Origin of the sequence: Staphylococcus agnetis (assembly GCF_011466855.1) — a bacterium.
GTDB classification, from domain to species: domain Bacteria; phylum Bacillota; class Bacilli; order Staphylococcales; family Staphylococcaceae; genus Staphylococcus; species Staphylococcus agnetis.
Genome location: NZ_CP045927.1, coordinates 42,247 through 60,499, shown reverse-complemented (window position 1 = coordinate 60,499; position 18,253 = coordinate 42,247). Strand labels below are relative to the sequence as shown.

Annotated in this window: 19 protein-coding genes and 1 other annotated feature; of the genes, 7 read left to right on the top strand and 12 right to left on the bottom strand. The window is 38.2% G+C overall.

Going from position 1 to position 18,253, the window contains the following annotated elements; translation table 11 throughout:
* Positions 1 to 6: 6 nt before the first annotated feature.
* The 4 genes from GJE18_RS00320 to GJE18_RS00305 form a co-directional block, all read right to left on the bottom strand.
* Positions 7 to 1,404: an SLC13 family permease gene (locus GJE18_RS00320; RefSeq protein WP_107368690.1), complete on the bottom strand. Its 1,398-nt coding sequence runs from the start codon at positions 1,402 to 1,404 to the stop codon at positions 7 to 9.
* Between the two features lies 1 nt (position 1,405).
* Positions 1,406 to 2,602 (bottom strand): glycerate kinase family protein, encoded by a 1,197-nt coding sequence (locus tag GJE18_RS00315; protein ID WP_107368689.1) that lies wholly within the window; start codon positions 2,600 to 2,602, stop codon positions 1,406 to 1,408.
* 123 nt (positions 2,603 to 2,725) lie between these two features.
* Positions 2,726 to 3,883, bottom strand: a complete 1,158-nt coding sequence (gene chrA, locus GJE18_RS00310) for a chromate efflux transporter (protein WP_060552196.1) — start codon at positions 3,881 to 3,883, stop codon at positions 2,726 to 2,728.
* Between the two features lie 12 nt (positions 3,884 to 3,895).
* The gene (locus GJE18_RS00305; protein WP_060552195.1) at positions 3,896 to 4,198 is read right to left on the bottom strand and encodes a PadR family transcriptional regulator; all 303 of its coding nucleotides are present in this window, start codon (positions 4,196 to 4,198) and stop codon (positions 3,896 to 3,898) included.
* Positions 4,199 to 4,352: 154 nt separating this feature from the next.
* Here GJE18_RS00305 and GJE18_RS00300 point away from each other — a divergent pair, with 154 nt between their 5' ends.
* A complete protein-coding gene (locus GJE18_RS00300) occupies positions 4,353 to 4,730 on the top strand; it encodes an iron chaperone (RefSeq protein WP_060552194.1) in 378 nt (125 codons plus the stop codon).
* Between the two features lie 72 nt (positions 4,731 to 4,802).
* On the opposite strand, the gene GJE18_RS00295 is transcribed toward GJE18_RS00300, so the two are convergent.
* From GJE18_RS00295 to rpsF, 4 genes are all read right to left on the bottom strand, one after another.
* Positions 4,803 to 5,504 carry a CPBP family intramembrane glutamic endopeptidase gene (locus GJE18_RS00295; RefSeq protein ID WP_060552193.1) on the bottom strand — a complete coding sequence of 234 codons (702 nt, stop codon included), beginning with the start codon at positions 5,502 to 5,504 and terminating at the stop codon, positions 4,803 to 4,805.
* A gap of 156 nt (positions 5,505 to 5,660) precedes the next feature.
* Positions 5,661 to 5,903 (bottom strand): 30S ribosomal protein S18, encoded by a 243-nt coding sequence (gene rpsR / locus GJE18_RS00290; protein ID WP_037565082.1) that lies wholly within the window; start codon positions 5,901 to 5,903, stop codon positions 5,661 to 5,663.
* A 45-nt stretch (positions 5,904 to 5,948) separates the two neighbouring features.
* Positions 5,949 to 6,455: a single-stranded DNA-binding protein gene (gene ssb / locus GJE18_RS00285; RefSeq protein ID WP_037565084.1), complete on the bottom strand. Its 507-nt coding sequence runs from the start codon at positions 6,453 to 6,455 to the stop codon at positions 5,949 to 5,951.
* Positions 6,456 to 6,478: 23 nt separating this feature from the next.
* Complete coding sequence (gene rpsF / locus GJE18_RS00280) at positions 6,479 to 6,775, bottom strand: 30S ribosomal protein S6 (RefSeq protein WP_037565086.1); 297 nt, start codon at positions 6,773 to 6,775, stop codon at positions 6,479 to 6,481.
* A gap of 209 nt (positions 6,776 to 6,984) precedes the next feature.
* Between rpsF and GJE18_RS00275 the strand changes: the two genes are divergently transcribed.
* Together GJE18_RS00275 and GJE18_RS00270 are read left to right on the top strand one after the other, a co-directional pair.
* Positions 6,985 to 7,620, top strand: a complete 636-nt coding sequence (locus GJE18_RS00275; protein ID WP_107368688.1) for an NAD(P)-dependent oxidoreductase — start codon at positions 6,985 to 6,987, stop codon at positions 7,618 to 7,620.
* 391 nt (positions 7,621 to 8,011) lie between these two features.
* Positions 8,012 to 8,233, top strand: a complete 222-nt coding sequence (locus GJE18_RS00270; protein WP_103345228.1) for a hypothetical protein — start codon at positions 8,012 to 8,014, stop codon at positions 8,231 to 8,233.
* 46 nt (positions 8,234 to 8,279) lie between these two features.
* Here GJE18_RS00270 and ychF read toward each other — a convergent pair whose 3' ends face one another.
* The 4 genes from ychF to GJE18_RS00250 are packed head-to-tail and all read right to left on the bottom strand — an operon-like array spanning position 8,280 to position 11,373.
* Positions 8,280 to 9,377: a redox-regulated ATPase YchF gene (gene ychF, locus GJE18_RS00265; protein WP_060552190.1), complete on the bottom strand. Its 1,098-nt coding sequence runs from the start codon at positions 9,375 to 9,377 to the stop codon at positions 8,280 to 8,282.
* Between the two features lie 6 nt (positions 9,378 to 9,383).
* Entirely contained in the window at positions 9,384 to 9,590 is a 207-nt protein-coding gene (locus tag GJE18_RS00260; RefSeq protein WP_037565097.1) for a DUF951 domain-containing protein, read from the bottom strand.
* A gap of 31 nt (positions 9,591 to 9,621) precedes the next feature.
* Positions 9,622 to 10,512 carry a mechanosensitive ion channel family protein gene (locus GJE18_RS00255; RefSeq protein WP_037565100.1) on the bottom strand — a complete coding sequence of 297 codons (891 nt, stop codon included), beginning with the start codon at positions 10,510 to 10,512 and terminating at the stop codon, positions 9,622 to 9,624.
* Between the two features lie 27 nt (positions 10,513 to 10,539).
* The gene (locus GJE18_RS00250) at positions 10,540 to 11,373 is read right to left on the bottom strand and encodes a ParB/RepB/Spo0J family partition protein (RefSeq protein WP_370672131.1); all 834 of its coding nucleotides are present in this window, start codon (positions 11,371 to 11,373) and stop codon (positions 10,540 to 10,542) included.
* A gap of 180 nt (positions 11,374 to 11,553) precedes the next feature.
* Positions 11,554 to 11,846, top strand: a binding site (T-box leader).
* Positions 11,847 to 11,925: 79 nt separating this feature from the next.
* Here GJE18_RS00250 and GJE18_RS00245 point away from each other — a divergent pair.
* The 4 genes from GJE18_RS00245 to metE are packed head-to-tail and all read left to right on the top strand — an operon-like array spanning position 11,926 to position 18,236.
* Positions 11,926 to 13,029: an aminotransferase class I/II-fold pyridoxal phosphate-dependent enzyme gene (locus GJE18_RS00245; protein WP_107368687.1), complete on the top strand. Its 1,104-nt coding sequence runs from the start codon at positions 11,926 to 11,928 to the stop codon at positions 13,027 to 13,029.
* Positions 13,026 to 14,201 carry a cystathionine beta-lyase MetC gene (gene metC / locus GJE18_RS00240; protein ID WP_107368686.1) on the top strand — a complete coding sequence of 392 codons (1,176 nt, stop codon included), beginning with the start codon at positions 13,026 to 13,028 and terminating at the stop codon, positions 14,199 to 14,201. The genes GJE18_RS00245 and metC overlap by 4 nt, the downstream gene beginning before the upstream one ends.
* Positions 14,155 to 15,996 carry a bifunctional homocysteine S-methyltransferase/methylenetetrahydrofolate reductase gene (locus tag GJE18_RS00235; RefSeq protein ID WP_107368685.1) on the top strand — a complete coding sequence of 614 codons (1,842 nt, stop codon included), beginning with the start codon at positions 14,155 to 14,157 and terminating at the stop codon, positions 15,994 to 15,996. Before metC ends, GJE18_RS00235 begins: the two co-directional genes overlap by 47 nt.
* Positions 15,990 to 18,236 carry a 5-methyltetrahydropteroyltriglutamate--homocysteine S-methyltransferase gene (gene metE / locus GJE18_RS00230; protein ID WP_060552185.1) on the top strand — a complete coding sequence of 749 codons (2,247 nt, stop codon included), beginning with the start codon at positions 15,990 to 15,992 and terminating at the stop codon, positions 18,234 to 18,236. Before GJE18_RS00235 ends, metE begins: the two co-directional genes overlap by 7 nt.
* The last annotated feature ends 17 nt before the right edge of the window (positions 18,237 to 18,253 follow it).

Sequence of the window (18,253 nt, the reverse complement as noted above, 5' to 3'; positions counted from 1 at the left end):
AGCCCCCTACTTTAAATGTAACCCCGTAAACTGCCAATAAATAAAATACATAACAACCATTACAATGATGTACATCGGCATTAAATAAAGACTCAAATAAGCAAGTTGTCTCGTTGTAAATGGTCGTTCATCTAACTCATAAAAAATAAGTAATGCTTTAGAGCTTACTGGAAATGTCACACAATAGTTGATACCTATAAGTGCAATAAAAACTACTGCAACAGGATTAAGGTCAAACATCTTACAGAGTATTAGAAATGTCGGTATAAGCACTACCGCTCGTGTCGTATGACTTGTAATCAATAAATGTGACATCACGCTAATGACACTAATGAGTAAAATTAAAAACCATTCATTCATAATTGATATATGTTGTAACCCTTGCATAAATAGTGTTTGGAAATGGGCAATCACTTTGTACTTCACAAGGAGTTCTCCCAACACTGATGCACTTGCAACAAAAAAGATTAAACTCCAAGACACTTTTTTTAACGCGGTATTCCAAGCAATTAACTTGAACTGTGGTAACACCATAATACAACTCATCGCTATCGTCACAAACGCTATATCAAAGCCATGCAGCGCCTCTGTAAGCCATAATAAAATCGTTAGTCCGATCAAACTCAACGCAATCTTTTCTTGTGATGTCAATGGCTCGCGTGCATGTTCAATGTACTGTACAGAAGCATTATCAAGAGGCACATTGACGGTATTGGGCTTGATGTGCCATCTCAGTACAAAAATCGTTAATAAGCTTATGATTAATGCAAATGGTAACCCCCATAGCAAAAATGCCATATAACTGATTTGAGCGTCTGTTTGACCTTCTAAAATACCAATACCTATCAGATGACTACCTGCCCCCATTAATGTGGCATTGGTCATCATCAGAATCAACATTGGAATTAAAAGACCAAAGAATGTTTGATATTTTGGAAAATGCGTCTTAAGCGCTAGAAAAATAGGCATAAATGCTGCAGCACGACTCGATGTGGAAGGAATCGTAAACGTCATGAGTAAAATAGCTAGACTCATAAACCCTATCGCACGTAAAGGTGTATAGCAGTGCATAGCCATCCACTTTACCAAACGCTGCAACAATCCACTCGATTCGATCACAGCACTCATGATAAAGGCACCTATCATTAACCATACAATGTGTTGATTCAGTGCATTAAATAACATCGCTTCAGGCACACCTAACACTACTGCGACAACAAGACATAACATCCCTACAAGTCCAGCAGGTACTTTAGAAAATACAAATAGCCCTAGTGCCAAAACAAAACACATTAAACTGACCTTACCCAGGTACGCTAACGATGTTCCTAAAAAGATACTTAATGCGATAATGATAAAACCTAACCACGCCATCAGTTGGGTTAATGATACATTATTGAACATTTTATAGCGCTACTTTCTTGCTTGATGCATCAAATTTTTGTTCTGATCCTATCAAAGACATACCAATAGTAATATGTCGGATGACGCTTTCTGCACAGCCTTCTAGCCATTTTTCTGCATCTTCAATAGCATTATCAAGTGTCGTAGGACCCGGAATAATGCTTGAAAACGCATCGATACCACTTTGATAATTGCGTTTCGCATTTTTACCAATTGTACCTGCAAGTGCCACGACGGGTTTGTCATATGTTTTAGCGATTCGTGCTACTTCAGCTGGTATTTTTCCATTAGGCGTTTGATCATCAATACAACCTTCAGCGGTAATAACAACATCGCTATCTTTAATCGCCGTTTCAACATTAATGTAAGTCATAATGACATCAAAACGTGGATGTAACGTCGCATTTGCAAATGCGCTTAAGCCTGCCCCGAGACCACCTGAAGCACCTGACCCTTCAACTGTTCGTAAATTTTTACCTGTCTCACGTTCAATTAGAGTTGCTAAATGTTCAAGGTTAGCAGATAAGTGTTCTACTTCTTCTGATGTCGCTCCCTTTTGAGGTCCAAACACTCGTGCAACACCGTTTTCACCGCATAACACATTAGTCCAATTCACAGCGACATCCATTTGCGTATGTTGTATCCGTGGATCGACACCTGACAAATCCATATACGCAATTTTATGAATATCGGCAGCACCTTGTATATGAAGCAGCGCATCTTGTGCGTCGAATAGTTGTACGCCTATTGCTTGGGCCATGCCAATTCCACCATCCGATGTGCCTGAATCTCCACAACCTATCAAAATACGATCCACACCATAATCTAGCGCTTTTAAAATCGTTTCTCCTACACCATATGTCGTTGTATATAAAGGATTACGCTTCGTTTTAGGCACATGTCTCAGTCCTGCAATAGCTGCCATTTCAATCACCGCCACAGTTTGGCCGTCTTCTTTAAAAACACCAAAGAATGAAGAGATTTGTTTACCTATAGGTCCTGTCACTTGCGTCTTTATTTTGTAACCATTTTTCACTTTAATCATTGTTTCAACGAATCCTTCACCACCATCCACCATAGGAATGACGTGAACATCATGTGTCGGTGAAACATTATGAATCCCTTTTTTAATCGCATAACCCACTTCTTCTGCACTCAGACTTTCTTTAAATCCTGATGGAATCACTGTACATTTCATCTTTCAACACTCCTCAAATTAAATAACGCCCTGTTATATATGGTTACTTTAATCATTAGAGATTGAAATTGACTTAAAGAAAAATTAAAAAACGATTAAAAAGGTAACTACTATTTTATATGTTTAATACAGCGCGACACCGCCAATAATACCTAAAATCACAATCGCCCAAGAAGGCACTTTACAGTACGCCAACAATACAAATAAAATAGCCGCAAATACAAAGTCAATGCGTGTATACACTGCTGATGTCAGGATAGGATCATAAAACGCAGCGACCAATATACCTACCACGCCTGCACTGACGCCTTTTAAAATTTTACGCATGTGCATATTATTTTGAACGCGTTCCCAAAATGGCAAGACGCCTACAAGAAGTAAAAATGCAGGTAAAAAGATGGCGAGCGTTGCTACAATAGCACCAAGCCAACCTGACATGACGGTTCCAATATAAGATGCGAATGTAAACAACGGCCCCGGTACGGCTTGCGCGAGTGCATATCCTGTAATAAAATCATCTGCACTAATCATTTTACCTCCTACAAATGCACCTTCTAATAAAGGTAATACGACGTGTCCCCCTCCAAAAACGAGAGCGCCAGAACGGTAGAAATGATCTATCATCGCAATCCATGATGACTCTGACAGCGCATTCGCGATGGGTAATACAATGAGTAGACTAAAAAAGAGTATCAGGGCGCTAATGCCCACTGAGCGACGGATTTGAAATAGTCGCACTTGAGTTGTTTCACCTTGTTCATGTTTAAATACAAACAAACCAATGAGACCCACTAGAGTTAATGCGAGCACTTGCGATGCTGGGTGTGCGATAAGTACTGTAACGACGAGCGTGAACAATGCAAATAGTTTCGTTTTCATATCTGGGAGTAGTTTTTGAGCCATACCTAAGATAGCATTAAGTACCACAGCGACCGCTACAATTTTCAAACCGTTCACCCAACTCATATCCATCCCAGATGTTTGAAGCAAGCTTGCAAATATAACTAAAATCAAGACAGACGGCAGTGTAAAACCGAGGAATGATATGATGCCCCCAATGAGTCCTGCTTTGGCCACGCCAATACCAAATCCTACCTGGCTACTCGCAGGTCCTGGTAAAAACTGACACAAAGCAACCAAATGCGTATATTGAGCATCTGTTAACCATTGACGCCGTTTCACATACTCATCATAAAAATATCCCAAATGCGCTGTAGGTCCTCCGAAAGACGTACAGCCCAACCTTAATGCAATTAAAAATAAATGAACATACCCTTTCATAGCATCATCCTCCTAAATTTCATTTAGTAATTCAGCTAATTTACGCTTACTCTCCTTCAACATTTGAGCACCAAAATCCGTACAGTTGTAATGGATACGCTGATGCCCCTTCACCGTGACTTTTTCGGTTTCAAGTAATCCCTCTTCTTCCATACGATGTAAAATCGGATATAACGTTCCCGCACTCATGTCATACCCATGTGAACGTAACTCCTCAATCATCCAACTGCCGTAAATCGGTGCTTCAAGCGCATGATGTAAAATATGAATATATATAAACCCTAAAAACATACGACGTTCTAGTTTACTTTTCAAATAACGTCCTCCTTTGCTAATATCGGTATTCGATATCGGTTTTCGATATTAAAGTAACATATCTGCATTCTAAATGCGACCCTTTAGAAAATTAAATATGGTATAGTAAACAAAAATAACAATCTGTAGATGGATTAAAAATTGAGGTGTATGCATGAAAACATTTGAAGCATTTCTGGAAACCATTGAAAAACCAGCGCATCGTGAGAAACTAAAAAATGTTGTCGAGCAATTGCTGAATGAGTACCCTGAACTTACTTTAGAAATCAAGTGGAACCAGCCGATGTTATTATTAAAAGACAATGGCACATTTATATTAGGATTGAGTAAAGCAAAACCCCATTTTGCGATTGCCCCTGAAATTGAGACACGGAATTATTTTGATGACGCCATTAAACAAGCGGGTTATGATGCGACAAAAATGATTATTAAAATTAAATGGACAGATGACGTCAATTTTGATCTTATACGAAAAATGATAGAAAAAAATATAGCAGATAAACAACATACGACAAAATTTTGGCGTGAATAATTGAAGCACAATATAAGGCGCACGTAGGAATACAGGGTTCAAACCGGTATCCTTATCGTGCGCCTTAATGATTTATTGAAATAATAATGGAATAAATGTATATGCATTGTTCAATATATGCATCAGTAACGGTAATTCAAAACGCTTCGTTTTTAAATAAACAAAGCTATATAAAACTGCAGATTGAAAATAAATGAGAAACTCTATGACATTTGATGGTACATGCGTGAGTGCGAATATTGTCGATAATACAATGACACCCACCCACGGTAAACCTCTAAACATATATTTAAGCCCCATACCACGGTATACAACTTCCTCAACGAATGGTCCGATAAATGTGCCTAAAATGACGAACCAAATTGTCGAACGTAGTTGAATCGATTGGTCTATGACTTGATCATTTGTCGTTTTACCCGTCCCTAACATGGATAACAATAGAAGATCGATTAATCCGACGAGAATGAATACACCGAGCGCAAGTAACAGATGAGCGCCTTTAATACGTTCAAATTTAAATAGTTTTAAACGTGACGATTTCCATAACATCGCTGCAATTGAAAAAGCGATGATACCTATGATGACACTCACTAATGAAAATGTATCTAAATTAATACACATAAATCCGATGTAAAGTATGATAGCAACAGCGATGCTTGAGATTCTTGCTTTCTTAGTAGTCGTCGTGCTCCCACTAGAATTTTCAGCCGTTTCCCATGGTACAGTTGTAAACGTATCCTTCAATATAGTCTTTATTTTGTCTAACCATACCATATATTGTTCACTCCTATGTCTCATCTTTTGTTGTGAAATTACTCCACATTATAGGGAGTGTCACATCTGATTGCAATACTTTTTATAAAAAAATTTTATAAATATATAAAAAATCCCGACACCTAATACGGTTCGGGACTTTTTTATTACCAAATCTTAAGCTTCGTCTTTAACGAATGGTAATAACGCCATATGACGTGCACGTTTAATTGCAGTCGTTAATTGACGTTGGTATTTAGCTGAAGTTCCAGTCACACGACGTGGTAAAATTTTACCGCGTTCTGAGATGAAACGTTTTAATAATTCAGTGTCTTTGTAGTCGATGTGTGTAATACCGTTTGCTGTGAAGTAACAAACTTTTTTACGACGACGACCACCTCTTCTTGGTCCACCTGCCATGATTTGTGCCTCCCTTGCTTCATTTTTTATAATACGTTCATTATTTTAAAATGGTAAATCATCATCACTAATATCGATAGGGCCATTCGCATTGGCAAATGGGTTATCATTGTTCGATGAATGATTGTTGTTGTTTTGATATGATGAATTTTGACCTTGTTGTTGTCCACCGAAACTTTGGCCATAACTTTGGAAGTCATTGCCTTGGTTATTCGAATGACGTTGGTTTTGTGATTTAGGTTCAAGGAATTGAACACTGTCACACACAACTTCTGTCACATAGACACGTCGGCCTTCTTGATTTTCGTAACTGCGTGATTGTAAGCGACCATCAACGCCAGCGAGACTCCCTTTGAACAAGAAATTGCTCACGTTTTCTGCTTGCTTTCTAAAAACAACACAGTTAATAAAGTCTGCTTCACGTTCCCCTTGGTTGTTTGTAAACGTACGATTCACTGCTAAAGTAAACGTCGCTACGCCTACACCTGAGGGTGTCGTTCTGTATTCTGGATCTTTTGTTAATCGACCTACTAATACAACTCTGTTAAGCATATTCACGCCTCATTTCTATTCTATTACTTGTCTTCGTCTTCACGTACAACAATGTAACGAATGATATCATCATTGATTTTTGCTAAACGTTGGAATTCATCAGTAGCAACGTTGTTTTCAGATTGGATACGTACGATGTAGTAGTAACCATCTTTGAAGTCTTCGATTTCGTAAGCTAAGCGGCGTTTACCCCAGTCCTTAGTTTCTAATACCTCAGAGCCTTCAGAAGCTAAAATTCCGTTGAAACGTTCAACAACAGCTTTTCTTGCATCCTCTTCAATGTTTGGACGCACGATGTACATTACTTCATATTTTCTCATTGTATATTTGCACCTCCTTGTGGTCTATGCGGCTTAACGATCTCAATCGTTAAGCAAGGAATAATTTTCATTACTCACATTCAAGTATTTTACCATACCCAATTACTTTTTACAATTGGAATTTGAAGGAATATTTTATAAGCAATGCGTTGGATATTTATGATTGTATTAAGTATAATAATTATACTACTAAAATGGAGGTTTTATCTATGAAAATCGGTATTATTGCAGCGACGGGTAAGACAGGGCAGCTCATTTTAAAAGAAGCGCTTAATGAAAAATTAGACGTCACAGCAATTGTGCGTAATGCATCAAAAGTAACTGAGGATGTACCCATTTTAGAAAAAGATGCATTGACGTTAACGCGTGAAGATTTGACGCAATTTGATGTTGTTGTCAATGCATTTGCTGCACCGATGGATGATTTACAGCAACATGTTGAACTTGGACGGAAGTTAATTGAAGCTTTAGAAGGTACAAACACGCGTCTCATCGTTGTAGGAGGTGCCGGCAGTCTCTATGCTGATGACTCAAAAACTCAAAAATTAATAGATACGTCAATGGTGCCAGAATTTGCGTTACCTATTGCGAAAGCTCAAAACCAAAACTTTGAAGATATTAAAGCAACTTCGAAGTTAAAATGGACTTTTGTTAGTCCTTCTGCTTTTTATGATCCTGTAGGACCACGCACAGGCAATTATCGTGTCGGACAAAATGTTGTATTGATGAATTCAGAAGGCGAAAGTTATGTGAGTTATCCGGATTATGCCCTTGCTATAGTGAAGGAAATTCAAAATGCAGACTTCGTTAGCCAACACATTACCGTTGTAAGTGAAAAAGCATAATCATATGATTGACAAAACAAAGGGGCTGAGACATAAATCATTAAACCTATGATTGTCCCTAACACCTCGCTTTTCTAGGTGCCATACCTCAAAATGGATTTTCGGATTCGGCTTTATACCTCAGAAGTCTCGACTAAGGGATCAATCACAATTCATCATAGTGTGCATCACTATGACTAAATCGAGTTATATAGATAAATAATAGCTAACAAAGTTCATCTATAAATGAATTTTGTTGGCTTATTTTTAATTAACAGGTGTACTATGTCCCAGCATCTTTTTTATACGATTTAACGTAAAATGCGTTTAAATGAAATACTTTAAGTAAATATGTATGATAGAACAATCAAAACGGGTATATATACATGTCACATAAAAGGGAGTGTCATCAATGAGTGTTGAGCTTAAAGTTAAAAGTAGAAAGTTTGAAAAAAGCCTTAGCCATCCAGAAGGTCGACCGTCTGTATTTTGTCCGAATTGTGGTGAAGAAGTACTGATTACGTTAGATTCAGAACCTAACAAATGCCCTGGATGTAAAAGTAAGATATCGCTAAAAATCAAACGTAGATTTAATCCATTTTTACTCCGTCGTCGTAAGACCGTGCGTTTATAAATAAACATCCATTTCGAACATAACTTCGAAATGGATGTTTTTATTATTATACATTAAATCTGAAATGAACAACGTCGCCGTCTTTCATAATATATTCTTTACCTTCAAGGCGCATTTTACCTGCTTCTTTCGCGCCTTGTTCGCCATTATTCGTAACAAAGTCCTCATATCCTGTCACTTCTGCACGGATGAAACCACGCTCAAAGTCTGTGTGGATGATACCTGCACATTGTGGTGCTGTCATACCTTCTTTAAACGTCCATGCACGTACTTCTTGTACACCAGCTGTAAAGTAAGTGGCAAGACCTAATAATTCATACGCTTTACGAATTAAAATGTGAAGTCCTGGTTCTTCAATACCTAAATCTTCTAAGAACATTTCACGATCTTCATCGTCTAATGTTGCAATTTCTTCTTCGATTTTCGCACTAATCACGATGACTTCTGAACCTTCTTGAGCAGCATAATCGCGAATCGCTTGTACTTTTTCGTTGTCCTCATCATTAATTTCATCTTCACCAACGTTTGCGATGTATAACATTTTTTTAGCTGTAAGGAGTTGTGCTTGGTTCACATATTTTTGATCTTCTTCATTAAAATCAATGCTACGTACAGGTTGCCCGTTTTCAAGAACTTCTTTAATTTGTGACAAAATACGTACTTCATTTAATGCTGTTTTATCTTTTTGTTTCGCTAATTTTTCTAATCGTGGTAAGCGTTTTTCAACAGATTCTAAATCTGCTAAAACAAGCTCCATATTAATGACTTCAATATCATCAATTGGGTTAACACGGCCAGCGACGTGCGTCACATTTTCATCATCAAACGCACGAACCACTTGGCAAATCGCATCTACTTCACGAATATGTGATAAGAACTTATTTCCTAGGCCTTCACCTTTAGACGCACCTTTTACAATCCCAGCAATATCTGTAAATTCAAACGTTGTCGGAATCGTTTTTTTCGGGTTAACGATGCGTGCTAATTCTGATAAACGTGTATCAGGTACTTCTACAATCCCTACGTTTGGATCGATAGTTGCGAATGGATAGTTCGCCGCAAGCGCACCCGCTTTTGTAATTGCATTAAAAAGTGTAGACTTCCCTACGTTTGGCAAGCCAACAATTCCAGCTGTTAAAGCCATATTTCATTACTCCTTCTCATCTTGACTCGCTTTTTCGAGTACTTTTTTTAATTTTTTATTAAACGTCTGACGTGGCAACATGATACTTCGTTGACAAGCGGTACACTTAATTCTTATATCTGCACCCATACGAATGATTTTAAATCGATTGGCACCACATGCATGTTGTTTCTTCATTTCTACTATATCATTGATTTCATATTTTGAAGACATCGATCTACTCCTCATCCTAATTTATTCATCATCACGGTTTCGGTTGCGTCATGTTTTTATACATTTGTGCTAAATTTGGGACAGGTGCTTCAATATTTTCAGATTGTAAAAACCCTCTAATTTCTCGACGTAAAATACGCGCACCTTTAAAATTTTCACCTGGCGACGTTTCGGCAGACACACGTAATGTCACTTGGTACGTTTCAATAGAATCCACACCTAATACTTGCGGCACATCTATAAAAATACCATATTTTTTTGGAATTGATTTTAAAAATACGCCCAATTTTTGTTCAACCAATTCAATATTTTCACTGGTCGAAATGGGAATATCGACCAGTGCCACCCCATTGGTTACGGAGAAGTTGGTGACTTCACTCATCGTACCATTTGGAATCGTGGATAATTCACCTGTAATCGACATAATGCGTGTAGAGCGTAGCCCAATGGATTTAACAGTTCCTTCAGCAATCGGTGAGCTATTATTTTTAATACTGACGTAATCGCCGACATCAAATTGATTTTCAAAAATGATAAAGAATCCAGTGATAATATCTTTAACTAGCGTCTGAGCACCAAAACCAATCGCAAGACCTACAACCCCTGCTCCGGCGAGAATACTTTCAACACTAATACCAAATTTACTTAAAATCGTTGTTCCCGTAATAAACCATACGATATAACCAACGACATTTTGCACAAGTGTAATTAATGTTTTAGACCGTTTTGCACGCGGAGTCTTTTTAGATTTGTTATTCACTTTGAAAAATTGTGCAATGACTTTATTTAAAATTCGCGTCACAATAAATGCTGCGAGTACGTATATCAGCACAATGATTAATTTCGTTAAAAGATTGGAATACGTTTCAGGCTCTAATAAAGGTTGAATCATATTTTTTAGTATACTCTCGAGCTGTTTCATGTAAATGTCCTTTCTTTTTAAGTCATATTAAATGTCTTTTTTCAATAATTGTATGAGGCGACGATAATCTTGTTCTGAATAAAACTCTAATGTAATTTTACCCGTTGTACCAGAAGTCGAGACATCCACCTTTGTGCCATATTGAACAGCTAGCTGTTGTTCATGTTGTTTGATTATTGAAGGTTTCGCTTTTTTTGACGCATTTAGACTCCCGGATGTCTTCTTTTTAACATTTGGTTGTTTTTCAGCAATTTTTGCCTCTAATGTGCGCACACTCCAAGATTCTTGAATTACTTTTTGCGCATATTGTTGCATTAATGAGGCATCTTTAAGTGCTAACAATGTCCGTCCGTGACCTCCTGACAATTGACCTTCTCGAATCAAAGTTCTGATTTTAACAGGCAATTGTAGTAAGCGCAACATATTTGCAATATAAGGTCGTGATTTCCCAAGGCGTTCTGCAACTTGTTGTTGGGTAAGACCTAATGCCTCCATCAGTTGTTGATAACTCTCTGCTTCTTCCAGAGGGTTTAAATCTTCACGTTGTAGATTCTCAATAATTGCGAGCTCACGCATACGTGAATCGTCCATCGTTTTAATTATAGCTGGCACTGTTTGAAGGCCTGCACGTTCAGAAGCACGGAACCTACGTTCACCTGCTACGATGTAATACCCCTTTACGGAGGGTGTGACGACAATGGGCTGAAGTACACCGTGTTGCTGTATAGACGTTGCTAACTCTGCTAACTTGTCTTGATCAAAATGTTGTCGTGGTTGATATGGATTGGGACGGATTTCTTCAAGATTCAGTTGCACTATATTTTCTGAAAGTGGCATATCGTGTAAATCTGCCATCCACATCCCTCTTTTCAAAAATTTTTACGTTTTTTATTGTACTGTTTGATGCCTTGATATACAAGACTTTCACAAAATTACAAGACACTTAAAATAGTGTGTTAAATCATAATTTTCTGAAAAATGTGTTGACATATAAATAATTGCCATGCTAAAGTGTGACTATCCAATTACAACCGCATGATTTTAAACACGATAAAAAGGAAAGTAGAACTTACACTGCTTTTACAGAGAGTCTTCATTTGCTGAGAGAAGATATTGAAAGAAAGTTTGAAAATGGCCTTGGAGTGTTGGCGCCGATATGAGGTGTCACCGGGTTCGCCCGTTATAGCGATACAGTATTAACATGTTTTAATGGCGTACTGGAATTGTTCCACACTTCTATGTACCTTTTTTTAACATGGCGTACTGGAAGAGGCTACTTCAGTGATGGCGTAGCAAATTAAGGTGGTACCACGAACAAAGCTTTCGTCCTTTATTTCCGATTTACAAATCGGGTGTAAAGGATGGAAGCTTTTTTGTTTGTTTAATTTAAAACGATAGAGGAGGTTAAACCATATGAAAGATACAGAACTCGCGCAAATTGCATTGACTGAAGATACGACAGGTGCTGTAGCAAATCCCATTTATTTATCTACTGCTTATCAGCACCAAGGTTTGGGTCTCTCTACGGGCTATGACTATACACGTACAAAAAATCCTACACGTCATGCTTTTGAAACTGCGTTTGCGAAACTTGAAGGCGGAGTAGCCTCCTTTGCAACTGCGAGTGGGATGGCAAGCGTACAACTAGTCTGTAGCCTTTTTAAACCAGGAGATGAAATCCTTGTCTCCTATGATTTATACGGTGGGACGTTTAGGCTGTTTCAATATTACGAAGAGCAATACGGCGTTCATTTTAAATATGTGCATTTTGAAGATGTTACGCATGTACAACAACAGATTTCATCCCATACGAAAGCATTTTTTATTGAACCGATTTCCAATCCATTAATGATCGAAATAGACCTTGAACCATACTACAAGTTAGCCAAACAACATGGACTTATCACGATTATAGACAATACATTTTTAACCCCTTATTTATCAACGCCATTAAATGACGGCGCAGATATCGTATTACACTCCGCCACAAAATATATCGGTGGACATAATGATGTGTTAGCTGGCATTGTTACTGTTAAAGATCCTGATTTGGTCAATCAGTTTGCGCTCCTTCACAACATGATTGGTGCTACATTGTCACCATTTGACAGCTACTTATTACAACGTGGTTTAAAGACATTACATTTACGGGTCACACGCGCTCAAGAAAATGCGCAACGTTTAGCCGCACGATGTAAACATTTAGAGGGCATTCAAGACGTCCTCTATAGTGGGCGTACGGGCATGTTAAGTTTACGTTTAGAACAAAACTATAGTGTGGAAAAATTACTCGATCATATTCATGTTTCTCGATTTGCAGAAAGTTTAGGTGGAACGGAAACGTTTATCACTTTTCCTTACACGCAAACACATGTGGATATGCCGGACGCTGAAAAAGATGCACGTGGTATCGATCAACATCTAATACGTTTGTCTTTAGGTATCGAAGCCTATGAAGATATTGAATCAGATTTTATACAGGCTTTAAATCAATCACGAGAAGGGGTGATACAATGACCCATTCCAAAACGACGCAACTTATTCATGACCACCATCGTGGCAAAACGTATCAAAGTGCGAATTTACCCTTGTATTATTCATCGACGTATCACCAACATTCGCTAGGTGGAGAAAACACATATGATTATGCAAGAAGTGGTAATCCAAATCGAGAACTACTCGAAAGAAAACTGGCTGAACTCGAAAACGGTACACATGGCTTTGCATTTAACTCAGGTATTAGTGCGATTACGAGTGTTTTTCTTACTTTAAAAGCAGGTGATCATGTCCTATTGCCTGACGACGTCTACGGTGGCACCTTCCGATTAACAGAACAAATTTTAAGTAAATTCGATATTCAATTCACAATAGTCGACGCTGAAAAGACAGAAAATTTCGAAAAATATATTACACCTCGTACAAAATTGATTTATATTGAAACACCATCTAATCCATTATTTAAAATAACGGATATTCGCGCAGTTGCTAAAATTGCACAACGTCACAATCTTTTATTAGCTGTAGACAATACGTTTATGACACCGATGGCTCAAAATCCATTAGATTTAGGCGCTGATATCGTCATTCATAGTGCTACGAAATTTCTCGGCGGTCATAGCGATTTAATTGCCGGTGCCGTTGTTACAAATCATGCTGCCTTTGCTGAAGCCATTTATTTAATACAAAACGGCACAGGTTCAGGTCTTTCTGTTTACGACAGTTGGACATTAACACAACACATTAAAACGCTTGATGTGCGCTTTCGACACGCATCTAAAAGTGCACAACGTATCGTGCGATTTTTAGAACAACATCCGGCTATTGCTGACGTATATTACCCAGGTTATAGCCCCGTGCATCTTAACCAAGCTGAACATGGTGGTGCTGTATTTGGATTTAGACTTAAACATGAACATCTTGCACAAACTTTTGTCGATGCATTACACCTGCCGTTAGTGTCTGTAAGTTTGGGTGGCGTAGAAACGATACTATCACATCCCCACTCTATGTCCCATGCGGCCATACCTCAACACATTCGAGAAGCAAGGGGCATCACATTTGGATTATTTAGACTTAGCGTTGGATTAGAAGACACCGATACATTAATTAAAGACTTAGATGATGCATTAAAGGAGGTTTACGATGAGTCGCTTATTAAACACCCTAAAAGACAATATTCTAGTGGCTGATGGCGCAATGGGAACAATCCTTTACTCTGAAGGACTTGATACATGTCCAGAAGCTTACAATTTAACGCACCCAGAAAAAGTTGAACATATTCATCGTTCCTATATACAGGCTGGCGCTGACATTATTCAAACAAACACTTACGGTGCCAATTTTGAAAAATTAAAAGCGTTCGGTTTAGAACATAAAGTACGTGACATTCATGAAGCTGCCGTTGCCATCGCAAAGCGTGCAGCTAAAGAAGATACGTTTATCCTTGGCACTGTGGGTGGCTTTCGCGGCATTAAACAAGGTGATTTCTCACTACCTGCCATTCAATATCATACTGAAATTCAAGTAGATAGTTTAGTACAAGGCGGTGTGGATGGTCTCTTATTTGAAACGTACTACGATTTGGATGAACTGCTCACCGTTATTAAAGCGACGCGTAAAAAGTACAACATTCCAATCATTGCCCAATTAACCGCTTCGAATACAAATTATTTAAGAGATGGCACTGTGATTAATGATGCACTCGAACAAGTCATTCAGGCTGGGGCCAATATCGTCGGTTTAAATTGTCACCATGGACCGCACCATATGAAAAATACCTTTAGCCATATTGCCCTACCATCGCACGCGTATCTCTCCTGTTATCCAAATGCCAGCTTGTTGGACATTGAAAATAATAACTTTAAATACAGTAATAATGCGACGTACTTTGGAGAAGTCGCAGAACAATTGATTCAAGAAGGTGTTCGGATTATCGGCGGCTGTTGTGGGACCACGCCAGAACATATTCATCATATTAAAACGTCCGTGCAAGGGTTAAAACCGATTAAACATAAAAAAGTGATACCCATTCATAAGAAACAAGAGAGTATGCAACATCCGTCATCAAAACTTAATTTAAAAGAACGCGTGACCAGACAACCTACCATTATTGTTGAGTTGGACACACCTAAACATCTTGATACCGGGCGTTTTTTTAAAAATATCGAAGCGCTGGATCGCGCCAATATTGACGCCGTAACGCTAGCAGATAATTCACTCGCTACGGTTCGCATTTCCAATGTGGCCGCAGCAAGTTTAATCAAACAAAAGTATCATATTGAGCCACTTGTTCACATTACTTGTCGTGATCGTAATCTCATCGGTTTACAATCACATCTTCTTGGCTTATCACTACTCGGTATTAACGAAATTTTAGCCATAACTGGAGACCCTTCAAAAGTAGGCCATCTCCCAGGTGCGACGAATGTTTATGATGTGAACTCTAAAGGATTAACAGAACTTGCCTTACGCTTTAATGAAGGTATTAACACAGACGGTGATGCGCTGAAGAGACGTACCAATTTCAACATCGCTGGTGGTTTTGACCCTCATGTCAGAAATATTGATGCAGCTGTCCGAAAACTCGAAACTAAAATTGAAAGTGGCATGCATTATTTCATTACGCAACCTGTATTTACTAAAGAAAAAATTGTTGAAATTTATGAAGCAACGAAACATCTCAACGTGCCTTTATTTATAGGTATTATGCCTATCACGAGTTATAACAATGCGCTATTTCTTCATAACGAAGTGCCAGGCATCAAAATGACTGACGATGTATTAGCACGCTTCAAAGCTGTTGCAGGTGATAAAACGGCGACATACGAACTTTCTATTTCCATTTGTAAATCATTAATTGATACCGTACATCAATACTTTAATGGTTTATATCTCATTACACCGTTCGAACGTGTCGACTATTCTTTAGAACTTGCAGCTTACTCAAAATCAATCACATCAACCAATCAGGAGGTTATATTATGACAATTAAAACAACTAACTTAGGATTCCCAAGACTTGGACGTAAACGTGAATGGAAAAAAGCGATTGAAAACTACTGGAATCAAGCGATTACGAAAGCAGAATTAGATGAAACGTTACTCAATTTACAACGTGAAAATTTATTACTTCAAAAAAATCATCATTTAGATAGTGTACCAGTCGGTGACTTTTCACTTTATGACCATATTCTAGATACATCTTTACTTTTTAATATTATCCCTGAACGTTTCCAAGGACGTGAGGTTGATGATGATTTACTTTTTGATATTGCACGTGGTAATAAAGAACACGTCGCAAGTGCACTCATTAAATGGTTTAATACAAACTATCACTATATTGTACCTGAATGGGACAATGTCACACCTAAATTAGGACGTCATATCATTTTAGAACGCTTTAACTATGCGAAATCACTTAACATTAATGCGCACCCTGTGATTGTCGGACCTATTACGTTCGTCAAATTATCAAAAGGCGGCGATCAATCACTTGAAGAAAAAGTACGTACCCTACTTCCACTATATATCGAAGCTTTCGAAGCTTTAATTCAAGCAGGTGCGGAATTGATTCAAGTTGATGAGCCCGTGTTAGTCACAGATGATGGTGAAGATTTAGAGGCCATTACACGTGAGGCGTATGAGGCTTTTGCAGGGGCTGAAGTGGCTCAAAAATTAATCATTCAAACGTATTTCGAACGCGCTAACGTCAAATTCTTAAGCAGTCTTCCTGTAAAAGGATTTGGTTTAGATTTTGTACATGACCGTGGAGAAAACTTGAAACAAATTAAAAACGGTGACTTCGATGCATCTAAAACATTATTCGCTGGTATCATTGACGGTCGTAATGTATGGGCAGCCGATGTTCAAGCTAAAAAAGCGCTCATCGAAACATTAGCCACTTATACAGATGATCTTTATATCAACCCTTCATCATCATTGCTTCACGTTCCGGTATCATTAGATGATGAAACATTGGATGAAACAGTACGTGATGGTTTAAGTTTTGCGACAGAAAAATTAGAAGAATTAGATGCATTAAAGCGTGCAATCAATGAAGGAAATCATGAAAAATTAGACACATTACAGGCTCAATATGAGCGTTTCCAAAATCAAGATTTCAAAAATTTAACATACGACTTTGACAGTGTGCGGGCTTCACGTGAATCTAAATTTGAAACACGTAAAGTATTGCAACAAGAACGTTTAAATTTACCTGATTTACCTACAACGACGATTGGATCATTTCCACAATCTCCAGAAGTACGAAAAAAACGTGCGGATTGGAAAAACAATCGTATTTCAAATGAGGAATATGAAACATTCTTAAAAGCGGAAATTGGACGTTGGATCGAGATTCAAGAAGATATTGGCTTAGACGTTTTTGTCCATGGTGAATTCGAACGTAACGACATGGTTGAATTCTTTGGTGAAAAACTTCAAGGATTTTTAGTGACAAAATTCGGTTGGGTGCAGTCTTATGGTTCTCGTGCGGTGAAACCACCGATTATATATGGTGATGTGAAATGGACAGCACCGCTAACAGTCAAAGAAACTGTTTATGCACAAAGCTTAACAGACAAACCTGTCAAAGGTATGCTTACGGGTCCTGTGACGATTTTAAACTGGTCATTTGAACGTGTAGACTTACCGCGCGAAGAGGTACAAAACCAAATCGCTTTAGCTATTAATGAGGAAGTGTTAGCGCTCGAGGAAGCTGGTATTAAAGTCATTCAAGTGGATGAACCTGCATTACGTGAAGGCTTACCACTACGTAAAGCCTATCATGAAGATTATTTACGTAAAGCCGTGCATAGCTTCAAACTGGCGACATCATCAGTGGCGGATCATACACAAATCCACACACATATGTGCTACTCACAATTTGGTCAAATTATTCATGCGATTCATGAACTTGATGCGGATGTTATTTCTATTGAAACATCACGTAGTCATGGCGATTTAATCAAAGACTTTGAAGATATCAATTATGATTTAGGTATCGGCTTAGGCGTATACGATATTCATAGTCCGCGTATTCCTACTGAAGATGAAATAACGACAGCCATTCAAAGAGGCTTACAACAAATTGACCGCTCACTCTTCTGGGTGAATCCAGACTGTGGTTTGAAAACGCGTAAAGAAGCAGAAGTGAAAGACGCTTTAAACGTTCTCGTGAACAGCGCGAAAAAACTACGTCAACATACGACAACACCGACAGCATAATCACTTTTAGAAAGGAT